We start from the raw sequence: 24,978 nt of genomic DNA on the forward strand, positions 1-24,978 counted from the left end.
GGGAGCAGGCCTCGGGGACGGGGGCGGGCCGGGACGTGAGGTGGACTGGGCGTGGGTGGAGGACGTTGGCGGCGGGTCCTCAGCGGAGTGTGGCGGAGCATCGCGGTGTGGGCCGTGTCCACGGTCACGATGCTCGTCCTCGCCGGTGTGCTGCCCGACTTCCAGTTGCAGTCGGACACCGGGGACAGTGCCACGCAGATCGCCGTCACCGCGGCGGCCGGCGCGGGCGTCTTCGGTCTGCTGTCGTCGCTGGTGTGGCCCCTGCTGGTCAGGGCGTTGCTGCTGGTGCCCGCCCTCGTGCTCGGGCTGCTCGTCTTCTTCCTCAATGGGTCCCTGCTGCTGATCGCCCTGCGGATCAGTCCCTCCGGGCAGGGTGAGGTCGCCCCCGAGACCGCCGTGGTCGTCGCCGCGGTGATGTCCGCCGTCGCCTCGGCCACGGGCGGTGCGCTCGCCGTGCGGGACGACGACGCGTACCGGCGCCGGCTGTACCGGCTCGCCGACCGCCGCCGCAGACGCGCCGAGGGACAGGCCGGGCCCTCGACCCCCGGCGCCGTCTTCCTCCAGCTCGACGGCGTGGGTCACGACGTCCTCGAAGGGGCCATCGGCAAGGGGCTCATGCCGACCGTGGCCCAGTGGCTCGGCGGCCACCGTCCCACCCACCGGCTCACCCCCTGGCGCACCGACTGGTCCAGCCAGACCGGCGCCAGCCAGCTCGGCATCCTGCACGGCAGCAACCACGACGTCCCGGCCTTCCGGTGGTACGAGAAGGACAGCGGCGAGGTCATGGTCTGCAACCGGCCCACCAGCGCCGCCGAACTCCAGCGCCGGGCCATCGAGCACACCGGTGACGGGGGACTGCTCACCGTCGACGGCGCGAGCCGCGGCAACCTCTTCAGCGGCGGCGCCGACGAGTTGGCCCTCGTGCTGTCCATGGCGGCGCGACGAGGCAAGGAGAACCGTTCCCGGGCGGGCTATTTCGCGTACTTCAGCGATCCCGCCAACGCCGTCCGCACCGCCATGTCCTTCGTCGCCGAGGTCTTCCGGGAGATCGGCCAGTCCACGTGGGCCCGGCTGAAGAAGCGGCGGCCACGCGTCAAGCGCGGCGGCCTGTACCCCTTCGTCCGCGCCTTCGCGACCGTCGTCGAGCGGGACGTCGTCGTCGCCGCGCTGATCGGCGACATGCTCGCCGGGCGCAACGCCATCTACGCGGACCTGGTGGCGTACGACGAGGTGGCGCACCACTCGGGGCCGCGCAGCCGGGACGCCGAGAAGGTCCTGGAGCGGCTGGACCGGTCGCTCGCGCTGATCGCGAAGGTCGCCGAGCACGCCCCGCGACCGTACCGGATCGTGCTGTTGTCGGACCACGGCCAGAGCCCCGGAGAGACCTTCCTGACCCGTTATGGCCTCACCCTCGGCAATCTGGTCCGCGCGGGCTGCGGGCTGCCCGTGCCGCGCAAGGCGCAGCGCACGCACAGCGGTGCCGAGGCGCGGGCCGCCGTACGGGCCGCGCTGCGCAGGCCGGTCGAGGAGGGCGGCGAGCAGCACCGCCCCTCACGCCGCCGCTCCGAGCCCATCGTGCTGGCCTCCGGCAACCTCGGCCTGGTCTCCTTCCCCGACGTGCCGCACCGGATGAGCCGCGAGGAGATCGACCGGCGCCATCCGGCGCTGCTGTCCACGCTCGCCAACCACCCCGGCGTCGGCTTCGTACTCGTCCGCAGTCAGCGGCACGGCGGCCTGGTGCTCGGCGCGCACGGCGCGGAGCTGCCGGTGGACGAACTCGACGGCTCGGGCCCGCTGGCCGACTTCGGCCCCGGGGCCGCCGACGCCGTACGGCGCACGCACGCGTTCCCGCACGCCGCCGACATCATGGTCAACTCCTGGTTCGACCCGGGGGAGGGCGAAGTCCTCGCCTTCGAGGAGCAGATCGGCTCGCACGGCGGGCTCGGCGGCGCCCAGGGACAGCCCTTCCTGCTCTCACCGGTGGCGCTCTCCGCGCCGGTCGAGGACGACGGCGAACTCGTCGGCGCGGAGCACGTGCACCGCGTCCTGCGGCGCTGGCTGCGCGAGTGCGACGGCCCCCAAGTACCGCTGGCGGCACGCCCGGACGAGCGTGCCGCCTGAGCTAGTCCTTTAGCCTCCGGCTCGTTGTTGAGTGATCGTTCACGGCCCGGGGCTCTCCTGGGGTACATGACGCGTGCTGACAGACTTCCTGTCCATGAGCGGACACACGACTGGTGAGGGTGACGGAGGGGTCAGCGCTGGCGTCACCTTCGGGCTGCTGGCTGCATGGGCGGTGCATGATCTGGAGGAAGTGGCCACGGTGCCGGGCTGGGCCCGTGACCGGGTGCCTGAGTTGCGCGGGCGCTTTCCGCAGGTGCCGGAGCGGATATGGCAGCGGCTGGAATCCATCGACGGGCGCGAGTTCACCACAGCCGTCGCGGGGATGGCCATCGTGGTTGCCGCCGCCGCTGCTGACGGACACCGCACCCGCGGACACTCTGGTTTCTACCAGGGGGCCCTCAACGGATTCGGGCTGCACGCGCTGGTGCATGTGGCACAGGCGGCTGCCGTCCGCGGATACACGCCGGGTGTGGTCACCTCGCCGCTGGTGGTCATCCCCTTCACGCTGTGGGCCCGCGGTCGGCTGCGGCGAGCCGGGGTGCTGCGCCCCGCACGGCCACGCGACGTGGTGCAGGGGCTGGCGCTTGCCACGGCGGCCACGGCCGGGACACATGTGATGGCGCGACGGTTACTCCGCCAGGGTCGAACGGCGTCCCGAACTTGATCACTCGGACCAGCGAGGACGTCGACCTGCGCTGGCAGGCATTCCTCCGCAGATTCGACCTGGAGCCCACCTTCAGAGCGATCAAACAGACGCTCGGCTGGACCCGGCCGAAGATCCGTACGCCCGAGGCCGCCGAGCGCTGGACATGGCTGATCATCACCGCCCACACCCAACTCCGCCTGGCCCGCCCACTCGCCGCCGACCTCCGACATCCCTGGGAGAAGCCTGCCGAGCTCGGTCGGCTCACCCGGCCCGAGTCCGCCGAGGGTTTCGGAACCTCCGCACACACCTGTCCTGCCCGGCCCGTGCACCGAAACCCTCACGGCCCGGCCCGGGAAGACCACTCGGCTCGAAGAACCGGCGACCCGCCACCCGCTACGACGTCGGCAAAACCGTCAAACGCCCCGAGACACTCAGCGAACGAGCCCAGGCCGGAGGTCTACAGACAAGCTGAGAGCCTGTGTCTGATCCCCGGTCGGATCAGACACAGGCTCTGACGGACCGGCCCCGTCCTACCGGGCCGGCGATGCCCGTATCTACCGGGCCAGCGGTGCGACTACCCAGCGCTGCGTCTTGAACATGCTGTCCCGCTGCCCGATCTCGATGAGCTTGCGGGCCGCCGGGAACGCCTCGTTGCCCTCGATCTCGTAGCCGATCTGCAGGGTGCCGGGCACGTCCCGGATCTCCAGTTGCTCGTGGATCTCGGCGGCGGAGCGCTGTTCGTCGGAGCCCACCACGGCGAGGTGCTGGACCAGCCTGAGCTGGGCCGCGGCCAGTGACTCGGCCGGGTCCCGCGGGAGCGGTGCCGCCGCGGCCTGCTGCCCCTGCACGGACGGCGGCGCGACCACCGAACTCGGCGTACGGGTCGAGCCTGCCGCCTCCCTCGTCGACAGGTGGGCCTGCACGATCGTGCCGTCGTTGTCGAGCGCCACGCGGATCTCGCCGCGCCCCGGCGTGATGACGGGCACCCCGTCGAAGGCCTGACGGAAGGTCACATGCGTCTGGAGCGACACCGGTTCACCGAGCTGCGAGCCGTCCTTGGTGCCGGAGTTCTGCCACAGGTCGTGCACGCTGTCGACCATCAACTCGGCGCCGTCCGCGTGCTGTTCGGCGAAGGCGCGGGCCAACTCCACGGCCCGGTCGGTGTCCAGCTGATCGGTGTTGCGGTGGTTGGCCTCGGCGAGCTTGACCCAGCGCGCGGCGAGCGGCGCCGTCGCGACGTACCGGTCACCGGAGTTGGCGCTCAGCACACCCTGCCGCTCGACCTGGATCTCCTGGAGCGCGGCGGCCGGGAAGCTCGCCACCTCGCCGAGCTTCGCGAGTTCCGCGCTCGGGTCGCGCGGCGCGAGCTGGACGGTCTGCTCCGGCACGGCGGTCGCCGCCTCGCGCAGGCTGCTGCGGGCGTAGTACCAGCGCCACGCGTACCAGGCGTCGGAGACGTGCTCGCGGAAGAAGGTCCGCTCGGAGTTGAGCCGGTTGGTGGCCTCTGCCTGGGTCGGCCCGGTCGCGCAGACCGAGGGTGCCTGACCGTGGTAGATGTCCCAGGACGCGTTCAGCCAGGCGTCGCAGTACGTCTGCCCGGCCCGCCACTTCTCCCAGAACTTCTTGCCGTAGTCCGGGCTGTCGATGCTCGTCGTCTCGAAGCCGAAGATCATCCGGGAGCCGAGATTGGGACCCGCCCAGGTGCGCACCGGGGTGTGCCCGTCGAGGACGCGCAGCGAGTTGCAGGTGGACCAGAAGACATAGTTCGCCCGCTCGTTGCCGAACGCCATCCGGTTGGAGATCGCGTCACTGCGGCCGTCCCACACCGCGCCGAGCGGCGCGAAGAACACCCCGTTGCCGTCCATGCCGCCGTGCCCGGAGTGGTAGACGGCGACCACGGCGTCCACGCCGTAGCGGTCCTGCCAGTTGTCGTACGTCTCCTCGTACGCCCACACCTGGACGCCGCCGTCCGCGAACCAGAAGTTCCGGTCGTAGAACTGCTGGAGATAGGCGAGCCACCCCGTGGCGTCCTCGTGCGTGTGCGAGAGCGGGTTCTGGTTCACGAACTTCTGGATGCTGAACGCACCCCACCAGCCGAACGTCGAATCGCGGTCGGCCGCGCCGGGCTTGCCGGAGTCGAGCGGTGACGGACCACGGTCCGCGTAGATCATGCGCATGGTCAAACCCCCTGATGGTCCACCTCGCCGCGCTCCGTCCCAGAGGGGCGAGGGGGCCACAAAATGTCACCGTCGCAGGGGTTTGCCCAGCGCGTATTCCGGCCATCGCCGCCGCGCCCCGGGCATGCCACGGCGCCCCACAGGCCGCTCAAGGACAGCGGCTCCAGTGGTACGCGGGCAGTCCCGCGCGCCGGAAAATGGGCTGCGGTGAACGGACTTGCCCTCCCACACTGTTCGTATCGGACACCGCGCACCTGCGGGCCCCACTCGAACACCCTCAAGGAGCCGCTGCGTGCAGGCAGCCGTCACCGTCACTCCCGCCCGGATCCCGGAGCTGCTGCTCGGTCTCGCGACCGTGCGGCCGGTCTTCATCTGGGGTGCCCCCGGCATCGGAAAGTCCTCCCTCGTCAGGGAGTTCGCCGAGTCGCTGGGACTTGAGTGCGTGAGCCTGCTGGGTACGCAGCTGGCGCCGGAGGACCTGATCGGCGTCCCGCAGATCCGCGACGGCCGCTCCGTCTTCTGCCCGCCGGAGGCGATCGCCCGCGACGAGCCGTACTGCCTGTTCCTGGACGAGCTGAACGCGGCGACGCCGGATGTGCAGAAGGCCTTCTACTCGCTGATCCTGGACCGTCGCATCGGCAACTACGAGCTGCCGAAGGGCTCCATCGTGATCGGCGCGGGCAACCGCGCGACGGACAACGCGCTGGCGCGCCCGATCGCCTCGGCGCTGGTCAACCGCCTCACGCACGTCCACCTCGAGGCGTCCCCGAAGGACTGGCTCGCCTGGGCCGCAGCCAACGACATCCACCCGTGGGTCCTGGACCACCTCACCGACCGCCCCGACCACCTGTGGTCCAAGCCGCCGAAGACGGAGGAACCCTTCTCCACGCCCCGCTCCTGGCACATGCTCTCCGACGCGCTGCGCTCCTTCGGGCCGACCCTCGACGAGCCGACCCTGAAGGTGATCGCCCACGGCACGCTGACGCCCGCGCACGCGGTCGCCTTCTGCGGCTACGTCAAGATCGTGCGCAGCCAGTTCGGCATCGAGGCCATCATCAAGGGCGACGCCCGCTGGCCGCACCGCCCCGAGGACCGCGACCTCCTCTACTACCTCGCCGAGTCCTTCCGCGGCCGTCTCGTCAAGGAGCTGCCCGCCAGTAAGGAGCACCTCTCGGCGAACGGCCGTCAGACCGCGTACCGCGCCAAGTCGCTGCTCGTCCAGCTCGCCGAGATCTCCGTGGAGGTCGCCCAGAGCGTCATCGCGTCCGACGCCGACGGCAATCCCGTACTGCCCGCGTGGTTCCTGGTGGAGGCGGCACGGGACATGCCGCGTCTGGTGGAGGCGCGGCGATGAGCGGCGTGCGGCGAGCCGGGGGCGGCATGTCCAGGTCGGCGCGCTGTGCGCTGCGCCCGGTGTCGGCGGCGGCGTGGACGCCGGTGGCCGGCGCGAATGTGTCGGTGAGGAGAGCGCCTCGCGCGGCGTCCCGCCGCCCCGTGCGGACGCGCGCCCAGGCCGTCTGCCCCCAGCCGTCCGCCGAGGCCCGGCGATGAGCCGGCCCCGTAAGCCGGACGCCGCGGCCAAGCCGGATCCGGCCGCCGAGGCGTTCGCGGAGGGGATGCGGCTGGTGCGGGCCAATCGCGCGCTGGCCGCGATCGGGTTCAGTACGTGCCGTCAGGAGAGCTGCGTCAGGGCGCCCCGGGACGGTCTCGTCAGAGTCGACTCCGACGGCACCCTGCACGTCCACCCCACCCGCCGTGCCGAACCCGCCGCCTGGGCCTGGGCCATCGCGCACGCCATCATCCATCTGGGGTTCGGCCACGTGCCGGCCGCGACCGGCGAGCGCGAGCAGCCCGACCGCTTCGACGTCGCCGCCCGCTGCGTCGTGGTCAACCGCTTCCTGCTCGGTTTCCCGATCGGCCTGACCCCCGAGGATCTGCCGGCGTCGTACCCCGACGGCGACGAGGAGCAACTCGCCGCGCGCTGGCGCCGCGACGGCATCCCGCCCGTGTACGACCACTGCGGGACGGCCGGGGGTGAGCCGGACCAGGTGCTCGTGCCCTGGAACACATGGATCGGCGGCACCCCGCCCGACTGGCAGATCGCCTTCGCGCACGCCCTGACCCGCACCATGGCCACCGCGATGGACATGGCGGGCGGCCGCCGCGAGTCCATGCGCGGCGGACCCACCCGGCTGCAGCCCTGGGAGAAGGCGCTGAGCTGGTTCATCTCCTCCTACCCGCTGCTGGGCGGCGTCGCGGCCGGCATCACCCTCGTCGCCGACGCCGAACTCGCCCGCGCCCACGGCATCTCCATCGCCGCGGTCGACGCGGAGGCCGCCGAGATCTACATCAACCCGCTGCGCCAATTCGGCGACGAGGAGTGGCGGTTCGTCCTCGCCCACGAGATGCTGCACGCCGCCCTGCGCCACGGCGACCGCTGCGGCACCCGCGACCCGTACCTCTTCAACATCGCCGCCGACTACGTCATCAACGGCTGGCTGCGCGAGATGCAGGTCGGCACGATGCCCGAAGGGCTGCTGTACGACCCGGAGTTGAAGGACCTGTCGGCCGAGGAGGTGTACGACCGGATCGCGGGCGACCTGCGCCGGATGCGCCGGCTGGCCACCCTGCGCGGCAAGGGCGCGGGCGACATCCTCGGCGGCCCGCTCGGCTCGCCGCGCGACTACGTCGACCTCGACGAGTTCTACCGCCGCGGCCTCGGTCAGGGCCTCGACCTGCACCAGCAGCAGGAACGCGGGTTCCTGCCGGGCGGGTTGGTGGAGGAGATCCGCGCGCTCAGCCACCCGCCGCTGCCCTGGGACGCCCAACTCGCCCGCTGGTTCGACGAGTTCGTACCTCGTCCAGAGCCCGTACGGACGTACGCGCGTCCGGCGCGCCGCCAGGCGGCCACCCCCGACATCCCGCGCGCGGGCCGCTACTTTCCGCCCGAGGAGATCGCCCGCTGTACGGTTCGGCGTCGTCCTCGACACCTCCGGCTCCATGGACCGCACCCTGCTCGGCAAGGCACTGGGCGCGATCGCCTCGTACGCCGAGGCCCGTGACGTACCGGCCGCCCGGGTGGTCTTCTGCGACGCCGCCCCGCACGACGCGGGCTATCTGCCGGTCACGGAGATCGCCGGACGCGTCCGGGTGCACGGCCGCGGCGGCACGGTGCTGCAGCCTGGCATCGACCTGCTGCAGCGCGCCGACGACTTCCCGCCGGGCGCGCCCGTGCTGGTCATCACGGACGGCTGGTGCGACGTCCTGCGGGTGCGGCGCGAGCACGCGTATCTGATCCCGCAGGGCGCACGGCTGCCGTTCACCGCGCGGGGGCCGGTGTTCCGGGTTCGGTGAGCCGTCTTTCGGTGAGCCGTCTTCCGGGTGTGCCGGGCGCAGGTGTGATCGGATGGTGCGTACGGACCCCGAAAACGGGACCTCATCGAAGGGATTCATCGTGGCAACCACGCGCACCGCACACACCGTGTGGGAAGGCAACCTGCTCGAGGGCAACGGCGTCGTCACCTTCGACTCCTCCGGCATCGGCCAGCAGCCGGTGACGTGGGCGTCGCGGGCCCAGGACGCGAACGGCAAGACCAGCCCCGAGGAGCTGATCGCCGCCGCCCACTCCAGCTGCTTCTCCATGGCGCTGTCGCACGCCCTCGCGGGCGCCGGCACCCCGCCCACCAAGCTCGTCACCAACGCCGACGTCACTTTCCAGCCCGGCGAGGGCATCACCGGTATCCACCTCACGGTCGAGGGCTCGGTTCCGGGCCTCGACAACGACGGCTTCGTCGCGGCGGCCGAGGACGCCAAGAAGAACTGCCCGGTCAGCCAGGCGCTCACCGGCACGACGATCACGCTGTCGGCGAAGCTGGCCTGACGCCCGACAGCAGTTCGGTGCCGCGGCCCCGCGCAGGGCCGCGGCACCGTCATGTCCGGCCCACATGGACCACCCGCCCCATTGACAAGAGCGCACTCAAGTTTTGTGCTGGAGAGTGGGCAGAGCCCTGGTGGAAGGGGACGGACATGGCACGTGCGGTCGGGATCGATCTCGGTACGACGAACTCGGTGGTGGCGGTCCTGGAGGGCGGTGACCCCACCGTCGTGGCCAACGCCGAGGGCGCGCGCACCACACCCTCCGTGGTGGCCTTCGCCAAGAACGGCGAGGTGCTCGTCGGCGAGGTCGCCAAGCGGCAGGCGGTGACGAACGTGGAGCGCACCGCGCGCTCCATGAAGCGCCACATGGGCGACGCGAGCTGGCGTTTCCCGGAGAAGGACTCCATCGACGGCACCCGCTACCGCGCGCAGGAGCTGTCCGCGCGCGTGCTGCAGAAGCTGAAGCGGGACGCGGAGGCGTATCTGGGCGAGGACGTCACGGACGCGGTGATCACCGTGCCCGCCTACTTCGACGACGCCCAGCGCCAGGCCACCAAGGAGGCGGGCGAGATCGCGGGCATGAAGGTCCTGCGGATCATCAACGAGCCGACGGCCGCCGCCCTCGCGTACGGGCTCGACCGCGGCGAGGAGCAGACCGTCCTCGTCTTCGACCTGGGCGGCGGCACCTTCGACGTCTCGCTCCTGGACATCGGCGACGGCGTCATCGAGGTCAAGGCCACCAACGGCGACACCCATCTGGGCGGCGACGACTGGGACCAGCGGGTCGTCGAGCACCTCGCCCAGCGCTTCAAGGCCTCGTACGGCATCGACCTCGGCCACGACAAGATGGCGCTGCAACGGCTGCGCGAGGGCGCCGAGAAGGCCAAGATCGAGCTGTCCAGCTCCTCCGAGACGACCATCAACCTGCCCTACATCACCGCCACCGCCGAAGGCCCGCTGCACCTCGACGAGAAGCTGACACGCGCCCAGTTCCAGGAGCTGACCGCCGACCTCCTCGATCGCTGCAAGACCCCCTTCCACCAAGCGGTCAAGGACGCGGGCGTGAAGCTGTCCGCGGTCGACCACGTCATCCTCGTCGGCGGCTCCACCCGGATGCCCGCCGTCACCGAACTCGTGAAGGAACTCACCGGCAAGGACCCGCACAAGGGCGTCAACCCGGACGAGGTCGTGGCCGTCGGCGCCGCGCTCCAGGCGGGCGTCATCCGCGGTGACGTCAAGGACGTCCTCCTGCTCGACGTCACCCCGCTGTCCCTCGGCATCGAGACCAAGGGCGGCATCATGACCAAGCTGATCGAGCGCAACACCACGATTCCGACCCGGCGTTCGGAGATCTTCACGACGGCCACGGACAATCAGCCGTCGGTGGGCATCCAGGTCTACCAGGGCGAGCGCGAGATCGCCGCGTACAACAAGAAGCTCGGTGTCTTCGACCTCACCGGGCTGCCGCCCGCGCCGCGCGGTGTGCCGCAGATCGAGGTCGCCTTCGACATCGACGCCAACGGGATCATGCACGTCTCGGCGAAGGACCTCGCCACCGGACGCGAACAGAAGATGACCGTCACCGGCGGCTCCGCGCTCCCCAAGGACGACATCGACCGCATGATGCGCGAGGCCGAGCAGTACGCCGAGGAGGACCGCAACCGCCGCGAGGCCGCCGAGACCCGCAACCAGGGCGAACAACTCGTCTACCAGACCGAGAAGTTCATCCGCGACAACGCCGAGCGCATCCCCTCCGACACCAAGACGGAGGTCGAGTCCGCGGCCGCCGACCTGAAACGGCTCCTGGAGGACTCCTCCACCGACACGGCCGCCCTGCGGACCGCCATCGAGAAGCTGGCCACCGTCAGCCAGAAGATGGGGCAGGCGATGTACGCGCAGGCCCAGCAGACGCCCCCGCAGGACCAGCCGCCCACCGAACACGCCCCGAGCGACGAGGAGGGCGTGGTGGACGCCGAGATCGTGGACGAGGACAAGGAGTCCAAGGGCGGGGCAGCCTGAGCGCTGGACGTCCGTCTTCTCCCGGCCCCGCCGTGCCGGCCGCGGCCCGAGCTGCCTCGGGTCGCGGCTGCGGTACACCACGTATGGGCGGAACAGAGGTGATGCCGTCCTTGACGTACACCTTCCAGCGGCAGGAGCCGGTGCAGTTGACGCCGTGTGTGGAGTTCACGACCTCGTCTGGCTCCAGCGGTCCCGGTAGAAGGAGCCCGCCTCGCGGCCGCCGGTCAGCCGGACACTGTGCAGGTCGGGCGCCGGCGTGCCGGGCCGGAAGGCACCCGTACGGGTCAGGGCTTGCGGGCGACACCGCCGTACACGGGCACGATGCCCTCCGCCTGGGCCGCGACGTCCTCGGCCTCCGGCCGCCACCCGTACACGGGGATCACACCGGGACCCAGCAGCTCCAAGCCGTCGAAGAAGCGCGAGAACTCGGTCAGCGAGCGGGGGTAGAACGGAGTGCCGCTCCGGCGGAAGTGTTCGGCGGCCTTCTGCACGCCTTCGGTGCTGATGTCGGAGGTGACCTGGGACAGCACCAGCCAGCTGCCCGGGGCGAGCACCTCGACGTACCGCTTGAGCAGGCCGTACACGTCGTCGCCGTCGGCGGCGTCCCCCAGGTAGTGGGTGAGCGCGACCAGCGACAGCGCGACCGGCTGGGCGAAGTCCAGGAACTCGCCGGCCAGGCGCAGGATGGTCTCGGGGTCGCGGACGTCGGCGTGCACGTAGTCGGTGGTGCCCTCGGCGGAGCCGTGCAGCAGGGCCTCCGCGTGCCGCAGGACGATCGGGTCGTTGTCCGCGTACACGACCTTGGACTCCGGCGCGACCGCCTGGGCCACCTGGTGCAGATTCGGCTCGGTGGGGATGCCCGTGCCGATGTCCAGGAACTGGCGTATCCCGGCCTCGCTGGCGGCACGGGTCGCCCGGTGCATGAACCGGCGGTTGGCGCGCGCCCCGCGCACCGCGGTGCCGTCCGCGGCGAGGATCTTGCGGGCCAGCTCCTCGTCCACCGGGTAGTTGTCCTTGCCGCCCAGCCACCAGTCGTAGACGCGGGCGGGATGGGGCCGGCTGGTGTCGATGGGGCTGGGCGCGGATTCACTTCCGCTCATGCGGATGCTCCTCAAGGTGCTGGGTGGGTTCGGGACGTGCTCAATGAGTCCGGGCGGCGTCTCAGAAGCTCTCGCGGAACTCCTGGAGGATCTCTTTGGTCCGCTGGACGGAGGCCGCGTGGGCCGACATGTGGTCGAGGACCTCCAGGTGCGTGGCCACCTCGGTGCGCGAGTCGAGGTACAGGGCACCGGTCACGTACTCGCTGTAGACCATGTCCGGCAGCTCCGGCTCCGCGAAGCGGAACAGCGCGAAGGAGGTGTACGTCCCTGGGTGCGGGCCCTTCGCGTACTCGGCGACCTGGAGCGTGATGTGATCGTGCTCGATCGCTGCGAGGAGCCGGTCGATCTGGTCGCGCATGACCGAGGAATGGATGCTCACGGGCCGGCGCAGCGCCGTCTCGTCCATGATGACCCAGAGATGGGGCGGGTTCTCGCGCGTGAGCAGCTTCTGCCGGCTCATGCGCAGCGCCACATGCCGCTCGATCGCCTCGGGACCCGTCTTCCCGACCGTCCCGGCCTCCAGCACGGCGCGCGCGTAGTCCTCGGTCTGCAGTAGCCCGGGCACGAAGTGCGGCTCGTACGAGCGGATCATCCGGGCGGCGCTCTCCAGACTGACGTGCATGCTGAACCAGTCCGGCAGCACATCGTGGAACCGCTGCCACCACCCCGGCTGGTTCGCCTCCTCGACCAGCGTGACGAAGGCGCCCACCTCGTCGTGGGCCACGCCGTACGTCGTCAACAGCATCTGCACGTACGGGATCTTGAGGGCGACCTCGGCCGTCTCCATCCGCCGCACGGTCGCCGGTGCCACCCGCAGCACGCGGGCCGCCTCCTCCCGCTTCAGCCCCGCGGCCTCCCGCAACTCCTGCAGCCGCCGCCCCAGCACCACCTGCCCCACGGTGGGCGCAGCCCGCCGCTCACTCACGCCACGCCTCCCCACGCGCCGAAGTACCCGAGCAGTGTGTCATGTTCCCGCGAAACCCTCACAGGATCGGACTCATGTCAGGAGTTTGCGCAGCGACTTGAGGGAGGCGTCGCCTTCCAGGGCGGCGAGGACCGCGTCGCCGTCCTCGTTCGCCATTACCTCCGGCGTAATCGACCGTCACCCCGCCGCCCGGCATGGTGGTCGTACTGGATCCCGGGCCGGCGCACTCCGACTCGGGACCCAGGTCTCTCATCTGCTGGAATCCGACCTCGACGGAGGGTGATGCGCCATGTCCGCAACCCAGCTCGCAGTTCTGGCCCGTACGACCGAACCGCACACCATGCTGCGCCGGTTCCTGGCGCTGGACGCCCTGGTCACCGGCGCGAACGCGGTCGCCTACCTCGGCGCATCCGGGCCGCTCGGGCGGCTGCTCGGGGTCGGGTCCGGGCTGTTGCTCGAACTCGGTCTGATCCTCGCGGTATACGCGGCCGGAGTGGGGTGGCTCGCCTCGCGGCGGGAGCCGCGGTCGTGGGCCGTGCGGACCGTGATCGAGACCAACCTCGCCTGGGCGGTGCTCAGTTTCGTCGCCCTCGCCGTGTGGCTGTCGCCGAGCGCCGCCGGCGCGGTGTGGGTGCCGCTGCAGGCGCTGACCGTGGCGGGGTTCGCGGCGCTCCAGTACGCGGCGCTGAAGGCCCGGGTCAGTAGTTGACGATCATCAAGAATGCAGTGAGTGAAGGTACTTGACCGTCGCCGGGTCCGCCGGGAGGAACGTCTCGATGGCGAGCTCGGCGACCGTCACGTCCATCGGGGTGTTGAAGGTCGAGATGGACGAGATGAAGGACAGGACCCGGCCGTCGTGCTCGATCTGCATCGGGAGCGCGAAGTAGGGGACGGGGCCGAGGGATTCGTCGTCCTCGGCCGGGTCCGGGACCGGATACGCCGCCACCTCCTCGTACAGGGCACGCAGCGGCTGCGAGCGGCGCAGGGCGATCTGGCGGTCCATCTGGGCCAGCAGATGGTCGCGCCATGCCCGGAGGTTGCGGATGCGCGGGGCCAGACCCTCCGGGTGGAGGGTCAGCCGCATCGCGTTCAACGGTGGCTCGAGCAGCGTCTCGGGGATGCCGTCCAGGAGCATGGCGATACCCCGGTTCGCGGCGAGGACGTGGTACGTCGCGTCGACCACCAGCGCCGGGTATGGCTCGTAGCCCTGGATCAGGCGCTCCATGCCGTCGCGCAGGGCATCCATCGCCGGGTCGTCGAGCGGGGTCTCCGGGTAGTGCGGCGCGTAACCGGCGGCCAGCAGCAGCGCGTTGCGTTCCCGGACGGGGACGTCGAGGTGCTCGGCGAGCCGCAGCACCATCTCCTCGCTGGGGCGCGAGCGGCCCGTCTCGATGAAGCTGATGTGCCGGGCCGAGGAACCCGCCCGCAGCGCCAGCTCCAGCTGACTCACGCGCCGTTGCTCCCGCCAGCCCCGCAGCAGCGGGCCGATGCCCGCTTCGGCAGGGGCAGTTGGGAGGGTGGCGGGACCGGGCGCGACAATGCTCATACGAGGACCGTAGTCGAGGAGCGGTGCGTGAACGACCTGTGGAAGCTGTCCTGGGAAGCGGAGGCGCTCTACCGGGCACGCGTACGTGGCTGTCTGCTGGGCGGAGCGCTCGGGGACGCCCTCGGCTACCCCGTCGAGTTCGCGTCCCTGGAGAGGATCCGCGCCGCGCACGGGCCACGCGGGGTGACCGGTCCGGTTCCCGACGGCGACGGGGTCGTGGGCCGTGTCAGCGACGACACGCAGATGACGCTGTTCACCGTGGAGGGCATCCAGCAGGCCCACGCGCGTGAGCGCCATAAGGGCATCGGCGGGGGCTGGTCCCGGATGGTGCGCTGGGCCTACGGGCGGTGGCTGGACACCCAGCTCAAGCCGGGACCCGACCCCGACGTCCACGGAGGGCTCGCCGCGCAGAGCTGGCTGTACGCCCGTCGGGCGCCCGGCAACGCCTGCCTTTCCGGGCTCGAGCAGGACTACGTCCCCGACCCGTTTGCCGAGCTCGGGCCGCCCGGACCCGTGAACCCCGACTCAAAGGGGTGCGGCGCCGTCATGCGCTCGGCGCCCTTCGGGCTCACCCGGACGTCGGCCGACGTCGTCTTCGGCATGGCTGCCCGGTGCGCCCAGATGACCCACGGCCACCCCACGGGGTACTACTCCTCCGGAGCCCTGGCCGCGATCGTCACGCACCTCGTCTCCGGGGACTCCCTGGAGGGCGCCGTCCTGCGTACGCTGCGGCTGCTGGCCCGTCACCCCGGGCACGAGGAGACCTCGGCCGCCCTGAACCGAGCCCTCGACCTCGCCTCCGAAGGCGCGCCGACCGCCGAGAAGGTCGAGTCCCTCGGCGCCGGGTGGATCGCCGAGGAGGCGCTGGCCATCGGCGTCTACTGCGCCCTCGCCACCCACCACGTCACCGACGCCCTGCTCCTCTCCGTGAACCACTCCGGTGACAGTGACTCCACCGGCTCGATCTGCGGAAACCTCCTCGGCGCCCGGCACGGCGATCACGGGCTTCCGGTGGAGTGGCTGGAGCGGGTCGAGGGGCGCGCCACGATCACCGTCCTGGCGGACGATTTCGCGGCGGAGTGCGTGCGGGAATCTTTAGCCCGTCCGGCGTTTGAGGACGAGGCCGTTCAGGCCGAAGCGGGGGTCTGGGGGCGGCAGCCCCCAGAGGACGGGAATGGGTAAGGGCGGAGGGGGCGAAAAACCCGACGGCGCCGAGGTCGGGTGACTGTGGCACGCTGAGGAAGAGCCCCGCACGCACCCCCGTCGTACGAATGGAGCCAGGTCATGCCGGTGGAACCGTTGTCGCAGAAGGAGATCGAGGAGCGGCTGGCGGAGCTGCCGGGCTGGTCGGTGGACGGCGACCGGCTCGCCCGCTCCTACCGACTCGGCTCGCACTTCGCGGCGACCGCGATGGTCGTGCACATCGCCCAGGTGCAGGAGGAACTCGACCACCACTCCGACCTCACGCTCGGCTACAACACGATCTCCCTCACCGTGAACACGCACAGCGTCGGCGGCGCCATCACCGAACTCGACTTCGCTCTCGCCCGCAGGGTGGAGGACCTCGCCCCGGGGCACGGTGCAAGCTGATCCACATGCTGGACTACGACAAGGAAGCGGACGAGTACGACGCCACGCGGGGCGGTGAACCCAGGGCGGCGGCGGCCGCGGACGCCGTGCTCGCCCTCGTCCCCGAAGGCGCACGGGACCTGCTGGACGTTGCCTGCGGCACCGGGATCGTCACGCGCCGCCTCGCCGCGGGGCGGCCCGCGATGCGGGTGATCGGCGCCGACGCGGCGCCCCGCATGACGCGGATGGCGGCGGAGCGGATACCCGACGCCGTGGTCCTCGCCGACAGCCGCCGACTGCCCTTCCCGGCCGGGGCGTTCGACGCCGTCACCAGCGTGTGGCTGCTGCATCTCGTGGCCGGGCCCGAGGACGTCCGGGCCATCGTCGCCGAGTGCGCTCGGGTGCTGCGCCCGGGCGGGGTGTACGTCACCACCGTCGACAAGGCCGCCGCCCACGACGTGGGCAGCGACATCGACGCCGTGCTGGCTCCGCGTCCGCGCCGCCCCGCCCAGGACCGGGCCGAGCACGTGGAGGAGTACGCGATCGAGCACGGCCTGGCCCCGGCAGGGCAGGCACGGTTCCGGGGGCACGGCCAGGGGCGCAGCCCGCGCAGCACGGTCGCGGACCTGCGACGCGGCTGGTTCACCCAGCTCGCGCCGGACGACCCGCTGGCCGAGCGTTTCGTCGTGCGGCTCGAGGAGCTGCCCGATCAGGACGTGCCGCGCGCGGACCCGGAGTTCACGCTGCGGGCCTTCCGGAAGCCGGCCGTCGGCTGAACTCCATGACCCAGTTGGTCACCCACGTCTTCTCCCCGTCCACGGAGAAGGCCTGCTCCCAGCGCGCGGTCGTCGCCGAGATCCCCGACCACACGAACCGCACCCGCACGTCCTTCCCGTCGTGTGTGTCGTCGCCGTAGAACTCACCCCGTCCGTCGGCCCCGAACCGCCCGATCACCGGCGGGAAGAGCTTTCCGCCGCGGCTGGAGGACCAGTTCAGCGACCACTCCTGCGCCGTAGGGTCGAAGAGCCGCAGGGTGAGCCCCTGCCAGCCCTGACCGGGCACCGCTATCTCGTCGATGTTCGCGGCCCCGTCGAACAGGCTCCAGCAGCGGCTGGTGGCCGGGAACTCCTCCCAGTCGCTGTCGGCCTCGAGGAAGTCGGTGCGGCGCCGATGGGCGACGTCCCACTCGCCGTGGAAGAAGTCGAAGTCGTGCGGGCTGCTCATGAGCGGTCTCCGGTGGTGCCCTCGGGAAGCGAGTCCGCGAGGTAGGCGTCGAGGTCGGGGGTGTGGGGCGCGAGCATGTGCCGTACCCAGGCGTCGCGTTCGTGCAGGATCGGCGGCAGTTCCCAGACGCAGCCGATCCAGGGGAGTTCGGGCGTGATGAAGTGCGTGGGGTCCCGGTCCGGGCAGCCCAGCACCGGCTGGCCCGCCGACGCGCACCGGAAGTGCAGGACGTTGTCCCACACCCAGCTGTACGCGTTGAGGTAGGCGCCGTCGTCGCCGCCCCGGTGCAGGACGACGAAGGTCGCGGGCGGAGTGCCGTCGGGCTCCGGAAGCAGCTTCGGCAGGATGGCGTACGCCGCCTTCTCCACCTCGGGCGCGATGCCCGCCGGGTCCGCGGTGACGTGGTAGCGCTTGATCCGCCGCCCCGCCACCTCGATCGGCGGCGGCACGGTCAGCAGTTTCTCCCTGAAATTCACCGATGTCATGGGTGTCGTGGGTGTCGTGGGTGTCGTGGAGGCCATGACGGGAACGCTAGGACCGCTTCACTGACATCCTGTGTCAGTGAAGTCCAGTCGACTCGTCTCGATCCTCCTGCTGCTCCAGACCCGCGGCCGACTGACCGCCGCCCAGCTCGCCGAGGAGCTGGAGGTGTCGGTGCGGACCGTGTACCGGGACGTCGAGGCGCTGAGCGCGGCCGGCGTCCCGCTGTACGGCGACGCGGGGCACGCCGGCGGCTACCGCCTCCTCGACGGCTACCGCACCCGTCTCACCGGCCTCACCACCGACGAGGCCGAGGCCCTCTTCCTCGCGGGGGTCCCCGGACCCGCCGCCGAGCTCGGCCTCGGCTCGGTCCTCGCCGCCGCCCAGCTGAAGGTGCGCGCCGCCCTTCCGCGCGAACTGCGCGAGCACGCCGACCGGATCAGCGGCCGCTTCCACCTGGACGCGCCCGGCTGGTACGCGGACGCCGACGAGACCCCGTACCTCTCCGCCGTCGCCGACGCCGTCTGGAAGAGCCGCGTCCTGCACGTGCGGTACCGCCGCTGGCGCGTGCCCACCGACGTGGAGCGCCGCTTGGAGCCGTACGGCCTCGTGCTGAAGGCGGGCCGCTGGTACGTCGTCGCGGGGCCGGGTCCGCGGACCTTCCGCGTCGACCAGATCCTCGAACTCGCCGCCTCCGACGAGGAGTTCGCCCGCCCAGGGGACTTCGATCTTGCCGCGTACTGGTCCGCGTACCAGCGGGACTTCCACGAGCGACTGCACCGCGCGGAGGCGGTTGTGCGCCTCGCGCCGGGCACCCGGCTGAGCGGCCGTGCGGCACACGCGGTGCGGGTCAACGGCCGTACGGACGACGATGGTTGGACCCGCGCCACCGTCCCCATCGAGTCCATCGACCAGGCCCACGCCGACTTCCTGCGCCTCGGCACGGCGATCGAGGTGCTGGAACCGGCCGAGCTGCGCGAACTCATCGCCGCGACCGTCACCGAACTGGCCCGCAGATACGCGTAGAGAGCGCTTGCCCAAACACGGCAACTCCCTTGCCCACAGCGGCAACTGAGGGAGCAGAAGCAGTCTGTCCTCTCAGGAGGTACCCACCGTGCAGCACCCGCACAGGCAGCACCGCAGACGCGCGATCGGATCCGCGATGGCGGCGACCGCCGCCCTCCTCGCCGCGGGACTCACCGCCCTCGGCACCGGATCAGCCCAGGCCGCCACCGCCCTCCCCCAAGTTCTCGGCTTCGCTCGAACAGGGGGGACCCCCATGGTCGAAGCCCTTGACCGGGGCGTCGTCAGCGTCCACACCGACAGCGGCAACCTGGTCAGCTGGCGCTGGCTCGGCACCGACCCGAACGACGTGTCCTTCAACGTCTACCGAGCCGGTACGAAGGTCAACTCGACCCCGATCACCGGCTCCACGAACTACTTCCACTCCGGCGCGCCCGCCCAGGCCGACTACACGATCCGCGCGATCGTGGGCGGCGTCGAGCAGGCCGACTCGGTCCACGCGATCCAGTTCCGTACCGGATACAAGGACGTGCCGATCACCCCGCCCGCCGGCGGCACCACCCCCGACGGAGTCGCGTACACCTACGCGGCCAACGACGCCTCCGTCGGCGACCTCGACGGCGACGGCCAGCTCGACTTCGTCCTCAAGTGGCAGCCGACGAACGCCAAGGACAACTCCCAGTCCGGCTACACCGGCAACACGATCATCGACGGCATCAAGCTCGACGGCACCCGGCTGTGGCGCATCGACCTCGGCCGGAACATCCGCTCGGGCGCCCACTACACCCAGTTCCAGGTGTACGACTACGACGGCGACGGCAAGGCCGAGGTCGCCATGAAGACGGCCGACGGCACGACGGACGGCCGAGGCACCGTCATCGGCAGTGCGTCGGCCGACTACCGCAATTCCAGCGGGTACGTCCTGTCCGGCCCCGAGTACCTGACCATGTTCAACGGGCAGACGGGCGCCGCCATGGGCACCGTCGACTACGTCCCGGCGCGCGGCACGGTCTCGTCCTGGGGCGACTCGTACGGCAACCGCGTCGACCGATTCCTCGCCGGAACCGCGTACTTGGACGGCGCCAGGCCCTCGCTCATCATGGCGCGCGGCTACTACACCCGTACCGTGATCGCCGCCTGGGACTGGCGCGGCGGAGCCTTCACACGCCGCTGGACGTTCGACACCAACTCGTCGACCAACAGCGGCAAGGGGTACGACGGTCAGGGCTCGCACAGTTTGTCGGTCGGGGACGTCGACAACGACGGCAAGGACGAGATCGTCTACGGGGCGATGGCCGTGGACGACAACGGCAACGGACTGTGGACCACGAAGACCGGGCACGGCGACGCCCAGCACCTGGGCGATCTCGACCCGTCGCACTCGGGCCTGGAGTACTTCAAGGTCTCGGAGGGCACCAGCCAGCCGGCCGAGCTCTACATCAACCCGGCCAACGGCACGGTCAACTGGCAGCTCGCCGCCTGCTGCGACAACGGGCGCGGCGTCGCCGGCGACATCTGGGCGGGCAACGACGGCGCCGAGGTGTGGTCGGCGTCCGACTCGTACATCCGCGACGAGGCCGGCGCCACCAAGGGCCGCGAGCCGTCCTCCGTCAACTTCCTCTCCTGGTGGGACGGCGACACCACCCGAGAACTCCTCGACGACACCCACATCGACAAGTACGGCACCTCGGCCGACACCCGCCTGCTGACGGGCGCCTCCGTCCACTCCAACAACAGCACCAAGGCCACCCCGTCCCTCTCCGGCGACCTCTTCGGCGACTGGCGCGAGGAGGTCGTCTGGCCGACCAGCGACAACACGGCCCTGCGGATCTACTCCACGCCGTACGAGACCACCACGAAGATCACGACCCTGCTGCACGACACGATGTACCGCACGGCCCTGGCCTGGCAGAACACCGCCTACAACCAGCCCCCGCACCCGAGCTTCTTCATCGGCAACGGAATGGCTACGGCACCTCGGCCGACCGTCTATACGCCCTGACCCTGCGAAGACAAGCGGAGAGCGTGAGGAGGAACGGCGGCCGTCCGAATGGTCAGGATGGCCGCCGGACTCTTGAGCTGGATCCACCGCCGGCTCAAGGCGATCCGCCCGTGTCGAGGCTCTGGCGGTTCACCCCATCGGTCTGCTCATCAGTGCACCGGTCCAGGCTCCCCGTGGTCTCGTGCAGCGCCGGGCGCAAGAGGTGCTCTCCGGCAAGTTGGATGGCTTCGCGTTTGGTGTACCCAGGGTGGTCCGCGACGATGAAGTGGCGGCCGATCGCGAGCCCGAACGCCAGGACGCTGCGTGCCTCGATCTCGGCGGGATCGGTGATGAAGGTGCCGAACACCTTCCGCAGGAAATCCATGCGCTCGTTGTCGATACGCCGCAGGCGCGTCGCGACGGACTCGTCCTGGCGGGCCCAGGCCCGGACCGCGAGATCAATCCGGTGAAGGTCTTCCGAGAAGGACAGTTGACCGACGCGCCGGAACGTCTCGGCGGCGTCGCCGCCTTCGGCCTCGACCTGGGCGAGGACCTCCTTGGTGCAGCGGCGCTCCCACTCGTCGAGCATCTCCGTGAGCAACGCGGGACGGCCATCGAAGTATCCGTAGAACCCGCCCTTTGTCACGCCGAGTTCGGTGGCGAGCGTCTCGACGCGGACTGCGTCGGGTCCTCCCCGGGCGAGGGCTTCGAGGCCCGCCTCTATCCAGCGGCCTCGTGGGGTGCGAGCCACGGCAGGAATCTGGCCACCTCCATAGATCACGTTGAATTTGTACGTTACCGTACACATGAACTGTACGGTGCCGTATAGACGAGAGGGCGAACCGTGCCACGACTCGCAGAGACCACCTACACCGAGCAGCCGTGGCGTATCCACGACCTCACGAGTGACTTCTCCGTCGAGGACGTGTGGTCGTTCCGCACCCCCGGAGCCGGGCCCAACGACTTCCCGGCGATGCTCGAAGCGATGCGAACTGCCGGCGGACTCGCGAAGCAGCCCTTGCCGGTGAAGTTCTTGTTCGCCGTTCGGTGGAAGCTCGGCGCGATCCTCGGCTGGGACAAACCATCGACGGGCGTCGGGAAGCGGGTTGCCTCGCTCCGCGACCGCCTGCCCAGCGACCTCCGCGACGCTCCCCGCGGCCCGGACAACGACAGCATGCCTCTCAAAGCGGTCTACGAGCTCGACATGGAGTGCGCTCGCGAGCTGGCGAACAAGACCGTGCACACCGTGATGCATCTCGGTTGGGTTCAAGGAGCCGGCGGCGACTATGAGTTGCGGATGGCCGTCCTCGTCAAACCCAACGGCTGGTTCGGGCGGCTCTACATGGCCACCATCGCGCCTTTCCGATACCTCATCGTCTACCCAGCCATGACCCGGTCATGGGAACGAGCCTGGCGCGAGCGCAACCATGCGGAGGCGGAGTAGGAAGAAGTGCGGTCACGATGAGCTCCAGAAAAGATCAGCTTTGACGGCGAGTGCGAGAGCGCCGAAGGGCGCGTGCCGCATCCGGTACGCGCCCTTCTCCTCTTCGAAATCAGCCCACCGTACAGGTCTGATCACCCAGCTTGAACGACGTCGGTTTCCCGTTCGAGCCCGACCAGCTTCCGGTGAACCCGAAGCTCACCGACGAACCCGCCGCCACATGGGCGTTCCAGCTCAGGTTCTTCGCCGCGACCGCCGAACCCGACTGCGTGTGGTCGGCGTTCCACAGTTGCGTGATCTTCTGGCCGTCCGGGAAGGTCCAGCCCAGCGACCAGCCGTTCCAGGCGTCGGCACCGGTGTTGGCGAGCGTGACGTCCGTCTGGAAGCCACCGGACCACTGGTTCGTGATCTTGTACGTGACCGCGCAGGCGCCCGTCGGCGTCGGATCCGTGCCGCCACCGCCGCCTCCGCCGCCCCCGCTCGTGTCGGAGGTGTCGCCGTAGATGATCCCGCGCCCGTTCGTCGCCACGTACACGCGCCCGTAGACCCGCGGATCGCCGGTGATGGCCGCGCCCGTCCAACCCCACTGATGGGTGTCGTCGTTGATACGGGTCCAGGTCGCGCCCTTGTCGGTCGACCGGAAGATGCCGCCTACGCCGCCGATCTTCGCGCTGGTGTAGAGCGTCTGGTACGAGGCTCCCGTGGCCGCCTTGCCGAAGCCGATGGTGTCGGCCTGCTCGACGTTCGACAGCTTGGTGAAGCTCGCGCCGCCGTCCGTCGAGTGCCACAGCCCGTACGCGCCGTCGCTGGCGCCGCCCGACAGCCACACGTCGCCCTTCGTGCCCGGCAGCGCCTTGAAGCGCACGCTGTCGCCGCTCGGAAGGCCGGTCGCGGCGGAGGCGGTGAAGGTCGCGCCTCCGTCCGAACTGACGTAGAACTTCCCGGACTTGAAGCCGTAGAAGGTCTTCGGGTCGGCCCGGTCCGACTCGACGATCGCCCCGGACGGGATGCCACTGGACGCCGACCACGACGTACCGAACCCGGTCGTGTACTGCACGCCGGTGCCCGCCGGGCTCCACACGAAACGGCTGCCGTCGGACGCGGCCGCGACCGTGCCGCCTCCCGTGACTCCCGAAGGGTCGGTGCCCGCGAACCAGTTGGCGCCGTTGTCCGTCGAGAAGCCGATGTGCGGGCCCGAGTCGAGGTTGCCGACCCGGACCACGGTGTTCGGGTTCGTCTCGGCGTAGTCGAGGCTCGTCGTGGTGGTGAGGTTCGGCGAGGTGTACATCATCGACGGCACCTTGGTGAGGTCCGTATGCCGGAAACCGCCGATGTCACCGAGCGCGCTGAGCAGGGACGCTCCCGACGGGGGAGAGGCGAGGTCGTTGACGGCCGTCTCCTCGAGCCCCTGGATCATCGGCTTGACGGTGAACTGGCTTCCGCTGTCCCAGTGGGTGAGGTTCTCGGTGCCGTAGATCGTCGCGCCCGTCCCGTACATCATCCGGGCGGAGTTGAACGGGTCGATCTCCAGCCCCTCGGTCATCCACCCGAGTTTCGGCGTCTGTTCGGGCGGTGAGGGGTTCGCGCCGAAGGTCAGCCAGGGGACGGACGAGACGTCCATGGTGTAGCGGTTCGAGCGGTTCGGATACGAGGTGTAGTCCCAGGCCTTCGTCCAGGTGCCGCCGCTGTCCGTGGAGCGGAAGATCTGGGTGTCCGGCCACCAGGAGCTGTACGCCGTCGCCATCACCGTGCCCGGATGCTGCCGGTCCACGGTCAGCCCGCTGAAGCCGAAGTAGGTGTCGGCCTCCGCGACCGGGCTGACGTTCGTCCAGGTCCCGGTCTTCGTCGCGTACCGCCACAGCTGGCCCTTGCCGCCGTCGTACGGGCCGCCCTTGTCGCTGTAGGCGAGATGGAGATAGCCGTTCGTGGCGTCGAGGACGCCCTTGTCGGCGAGGTAGCCGGTCGGCTGCCCGGCGAGCCGGGACCAGGTCGCGCCGCCGTCCGTCGAGCGGTAGACCGCGTTGTCCTTGTCGGCGACACCGACGTAGAGGGTCTGCGTCGCGCTGCCGGACGAGCCGGTCGACTCGTCGAAGGTGACCCAGACGATGCCCTGGTTGTCGGAGGCGTAGCCGCTCGAGTCGGTCGAATCCTGCACGTAATTACCGACGTTGGGGAAGTTGGTGACCTGCGACCAGCTCGCACCGGAGTCCGTGGACCGCCACAGGCCCTTGCCGCTGGGCGCGCCGAGATACAGCACGCTGTTCTTGTTGGGGTCCACGGCGAGGCGCTCGCCCATGCCGCGCCCGGGCATGTTGCCGCCCAGCTTGAACGGCAGGTCCGCCTTCTGCCAGCTCGCGCCCCGGTCGGAGGAGCGGAGCACGGCACCGTTCGTCGGATCCCAGCTGTTGGTGTACGTGCCGACCGCCGCGTACACCTTGTTCGGGTCGACGGAGTCCGAGGCGAGGCTGACGACCCCGGTGTGGCCCCACTCGTTCCACCCGACCGAGTCGAGCAGCGGGGTCCAGGTCTTGCTCGACTCCACCCAGCGGTAGGCGCCGCCGATGTCGGTGCGGGCGTAGGCGAGGTTCTTCTCGGAGCGGTTGAAGACGATGCCGGGGACGAAGCCGCCACCGTCGACCCGGGCGTTCTTCCAGGTGTACGTGTCGGCGGCGATGGTCACCTTGGGGGTGCTCGCGGCCAGTGCGGGCGCGGCGCCGCCCAGTAATCCCGCGGCCAGCGCGAGCACGGCCGTGAGGATGCGGGTTCTTCGCACGGTGGGGGTCCTCTCGTGAGGAGAAAGGCGCGACGGCCGGGCGGCCCTCGGTGCGGCGAGGGACCGCCCGGCCAGGG

20 protein-coding genes and 3 pseudogenes are annotated in these 24,978 nt (G+C 70.5%); 14 read left to right on the forward strand and 9 right to left on the reverse strand.

Annotated features, from left to right (window positions below):
- Positions 1-51 precede the first annotated feature (51 nt).
- From ACFY0T_RS07280 to ACFY0T_RS07290, 3 genes and pseudogenes are all read left to right on the forward strand, one after another.
- Positions 52-2,121: a phage holin family protein gene (locus ACFY0T_RS07280; RefSeq protein ID WP_388865431.1), complete on the forward strand. Its 2,070-nt coding sequence runs from the start codon at positions 52-54 to the stop codon at positions 2,119-2,121.
- 94 nt (positions 2,122-2,215) lie between these two features.
- A complete protein-coding gene (locus ACFY0T_RS07285; RefSeq protein ID WP_388865432.1) occupies positions 2,216-2,785 on the forward strand; it encodes an HXXEE domain-containing protein in 570 nt (189 codons plus the stop codon).
- Positions 2,786-2,796: 11 nt separating this feature from the next.
- Positions 2,797-3,239 (forward strand): annotated as a pseudogene (locus tag ACFY0T_RS07290) (transposase); the annotation flags it as partial.
- A gap of 82 nt (positions 3,240-3,321) precedes the next feature.
- Here the strand turns inward: ACFY0T_RS07290 and ACFY0T_RS07295 are convergent.
- On the reverse strand, positions 3,322-4,944 hold the full coding sequence (locus ACFY0T_RS07295) for a DUF6345 domain-containing protein (RefSeq protein WP_388865434.1): 1,623 nt from the start codon (positions 4,942-4,944) through the stop codon (positions 3,322-3,324).
- Positions 4,945-5,236: 292 nt separating this feature from the next.
- Here ACFY0T_RS07295 and ACFY0T_RS07300 point away from each other — a divergent pair, with 292 nt between their 5' ends.
- From ACFY0T_RS07300 to dnaK, 4 genes and pseudogenes are all read left to right on the forward strand, one after another.
- Positions 5,237-6,298 carry an ATP-binding protein gene (locus ACFY0T_RS07300; RefSeq protein WP_388865436.1) on the forward strand — a complete coding sequence of 354 codons (1,062 nt, stop codon included), beginning with the start codon at positions 5,237-5,239 and terminating at the stop codon, positions 6,296-6,298.
- Positions 6,299-6,491: 193 nt separating this feature from the next.
- Positions 6,492-8,298, forward strand: a pseudogene (locus ACFY0T_RS07305) (hypothetical protein).
- 100 nt (positions 8,299-8,398) lie between these two features.
- Positions 8,399-8,824, forward strand: coding sequence for an OsmC family protein (locus ACFY0T_RS07310; RefSeq protein WP_388865438.1), 426 nt, complete (start codon positions 8,399-8,401; stop codon positions 8,822-8,824).
- A gap of 146 nt (positions 8,825-8,970) precedes the next feature.
- Positions 8,971-10,839 (forward strand): molecular chaperone DnaK, encoded by a 1,869-nt coding sequence (gene dnaK, locus ACFY0T_RS07315; RefSeq protein ID WP_388865440.1) that lies wholly within the window; start codon positions 8,971-8,973, stop codon positions 10,837-10,839.
- Here the strand turns inward: dnaK and ACFY0T_RS07320 are convergent.
- From ACFY0T_RS07320 to ACFY0T_RS07330, 3 genes and pseudogenes are all read right to left on the reverse strand, one after another.
- Positions 10,835-11,127, reverse strand: a pseudogene (locus tag ACFY0T_RS07320) (hypothetical protein); the annotation flags it as partial. The gene dnaK and the pseudogene ACFY0T_RS07320 overlap by 5 nt on opposite strands.
- Entirely contained in the window at positions 11,124-11,939 is an 816-nt protein-coding gene (locus tag ACFY0T_RS07325) for an SAM-dependent methyltransferase (protein ID WP_388865442.1), read from the reverse strand. The pseudogene ACFY0T_RS07320 and the gene ACFY0T_RS07325, both read right to left, overlap by 4 nt.
- A 61-nt stretch (positions 11,940-12,000) precedes the next feature.
- Complete coding sequence (locus ACFY0T_RS07330) at positions 12,001-12,864, reverse strand: helix-turn-helix domain-containing protein (protein WP_388865444.1); 864 nt, start codon at positions 12,862-12,864, stop codon at positions 12,001-12,003.
- A 289-nt stretch (positions 12,865-13,153) separates the two neighbouring features.
- Here ACFY0T_RS07330 and ACFY0T_RS07335 point away from each other — a divergent pair, with 289 nt between their 5' ends.
- Complete coding sequence (locus tag ACFY0T_RS07335) at positions 13,154-13,573, forward strand: hypothetical protein (RefSeq protein ID WP_388865446.1); 420 nt, start codon at positions 13,154-13,156, stop codon at positions 13,571-13,573.
- Positions 13,574-13,579: 6 nt separating this feature from the next.
- On the opposite strand, the gene ACFY0T_RS07340 is transcribed toward ACFY0T_RS07335, so the two are convergent.
- Positions 13,580-14,410 carry a helix-turn-helix domain-containing protein gene (locus ACFY0T_RS07340; RefSeq protein ID WP_388865448.1) on the reverse strand — a complete coding sequence of 277 codons (831 nt, stop codon included), beginning with the start codon at positions 14,408-14,410 and terminating at the stop codon, positions 13,580-13,582.
- A gap of 27 nt (positions 14,411-14,437) precedes the next feature.
- Here ACFY0T_RS07340 and ACFY0T_RS07345 point away from each other — a divergent pair, with 27 nt between their 5' ends.
- From ACFY0T_RS07345 to ACFY0T_RS07355, 3 genes are all read left to right on the forward strand, one after another.
- The gene (locus ACFY0T_RS07345; RefSeq protein WP_388865450.1) at positions 14,438-15,592 is read left to right on the forward strand and encodes an ADP-ribosylglycohydrolase family protein; all 1,155 of its coding nucleotides are present in this window, start codon (positions 14,438-14,440) and stop codon (positions 15,590-15,592) included.
- A 102-nt stretch (positions 15,593-15,694) separates the two neighbouring features.
- A complete protein-coding gene (locus ACFY0T_RS07350) occupies positions 15,695-16,000 on the forward strand; it encodes a 4a-hydroxytetrahydrobiopterin dehydratase (RefSeq protein ID WP_388865452.1) in 306 nt (101 codons plus the stop codon).
- A 5-nt stretch (positions 16,001-16,005) separates the two neighbouring features.
- The gene (locus ACFY0T_RS07355; RefSeq protein ID WP_388865454.1) at positions 16,006-16,755 is read left to right on the forward strand and encodes a class I SAM-dependent methyltransferase; all 750 of its coding nucleotides are present in this window, start codon (positions 16,006-16,008) and stop codon (positions 16,753-16,755) included.
- Here ACFY0T_RS07355 and ACFY0T_RS07360 read toward each other — a convergent pair.
- Both ACFY0T_RS07360 and ACFY0T_RS07365 read right to left on the reverse strand, forming a co-directional pair.
- Positions 16,718-17,203: a hypothetical protein gene (locus ACFY0T_RS07360; protein WP_388865455.1), complete on the reverse strand. Its 486-nt coding sequence runs from the start codon at positions 17,201-17,203 to the stop codon at positions 16,718-16,720. The two genes, ACFY0T_RS07355 and ACFY0T_RS07360, sit on opposite strands and share 38 nt — an antisense overlap.
- Positions 17,200-17,679, reverse strand: coding sequence for a hypothetical protein (locus tag ACFY0T_RS07365; RefSeq protein ID WP_388865700.1), 480 nt, complete (start codon positions 17,677-17,679; stop codon positions 17,200-17,202). Before ACFY0T_RS07365 ends, ACFY0T_RS07360 begins: the two co-directional genes overlap by 4 nt.
- 85 nt (positions 17,680-17,764) lie before the next feature.
- Between ACFY0T_RS07365 and ACFY0T_RS07370 the strand changes: the two genes are divergently transcribed.
- Both ACFY0T_RS07370 and ACFY0T_RS07375 read left to right on the forward strand, forming a co-directional pair.
- Entirely contained in the window at positions 17,765-18,709 is a 945-nt protein-coding gene (locus ACFY0T_RS07370) for a helix-turn-helix transcriptional regulator (RefSeq protein WP_388865457.1), read from the forward strand.
- 88 nt (positions 18,710-18,797) lie between these two features.
- On the forward strand, positions 18,798-20,708 hold the full coding sequence (locus ACFY0T_RS07375) for a rhamnogalacturonan lyase (RefSeq protein WP_388865459.1): 1,911 nt from the start codon (positions 18,798-18,800) through the stop codon (positions 20,706-20,708).
- A gap of 94 nt (positions 20,709-20,802) precedes the next feature.
- On the opposite strand, the gene ACFY0T_RS07380 is transcribed toward ACFY0T_RS07375, so the two are convergent.
- Positions 20,803-21,447, reverse strand: coding sequence for a TetR/AcrR family transcriptional regulator (locus ACFY0T_RS07380; RefSeq protein WP_388865703.1), 645 nt, complete (start codon positions 21,445-21,447; stop codon positions 20,803-20,805).
- 84 nt (positions 21,448-21,531) lie between these two features.
- Between ACFY0T_RS07380 and ACFY0T_RS07385 the strand changes: the two genes are divergently transcribed.
- Positions 21,532-22,131 carry a DUF2867 domain-containing protein gene (locus ACFY0T_RS07385; protein ID WP_388865461.1) on the forward strand — a complete coding sequence of 200 codons (600 nt, stop codon included), beginning with the start codon at positions 21,532-21,534 and terminating at the stop codon, positions 22,129-22,131.
- A 109-nt stretch (positions 22,132-22,240) separates the two neighbouring features.
- Here the strand turns inward: ACFY0T_RS07385 and ACFY0T_RS07390 are convergent, their stop codons facing one another.
- On the reverse strand, positions 22,241-24,901 hold the full coding sequence (locus ACFY0T_RS07390; protein ID WP_388865463.1) for a cellulose binding domain-containing protein: 2,661 nt from the start codon (positions 24,899-24,901) through the stop codon (positions 22,241-22,243).
- Positions 24,902-24,978 lie beyond the last annotated feature (77 nt).

It is taken from the genome of Streptomyces sp. NPDC001530 (assembly GCF_042894545.1).
GTDB lineage: Bacteria > Actinomycetota > Actinomycetes > Streptomycetales > Streptomycetaceae > Streptomyces.

Excerpts from the sequence above, each read along its gene's own strand:
- dnaK (WP_388865440.1), top strand. The coding sequence starts at position 8,971 with ATGGCACGTGCGGTCGGGATCGATCTCGGTACGACGAACTCGGTGGTG.
- ACFY0T_RS07285 (WP_388865432.1), top strand. The coding sequence starts at position 2,216 with ATGAGCGGACACACGACTGGTGAGGGTGACGGAGGGGTCAGCGCTGGC.
- ACFY0T_RS07355 (WP_388865454.1), top strand. The coding sequence starts at position 16,006 with ATGCTGGACTACGACAAGGAAGCGGACGAGTACGACGCCACGCGGGGC.
- ACFY0T_RS07360 (WP_388865455.1), bottom strand. The coding sequence starts at position 17,203 with ATGAGCAGCCCGCACGACTTCGACTTCTTCCACGGCGAGTGGGACGTC.
- ACFY0T_RS07350 (WP_388865452.1), top strand. The coding sequence starts at position 15,695 with ATGCCGGTGGAACCGTTGTCGCAGAAGGAGATCGAGGAGCGGCTGGCG.
- ACFY0T_RS07295 (WP_388865434.1), bottom strand. The coding sequence starts at position 4,944 with ATGCGCATGATCTACGCGGACCGTGGTCCGTCACCGCTCGACTCCGGC.
- ACFY0T_RS07340 (WP_388865448.1), bottom strand. The coding sequence starts at position 14,410 with ATGAGCATTGTCGCGCCCGGTCCCGCCACCCTCCCAACTGCCCCTGCC.
- ACFY0T_RS07335 (WP_388865446.1), top strand. The coding sequence starts at position 13,154 with ATGTCCGCAACCCAGCTCGCAGTTCTGGCCCGTACGACCGAACCGCAC.
- ACFY0T_RS07325 (WP_388865442.1), bottom strand. The coding sequence starts at position 11,939 with ATGAGCGGAAGTGAATCCGCGCCCAGCCCCATCGACACCAGCCGGCCC.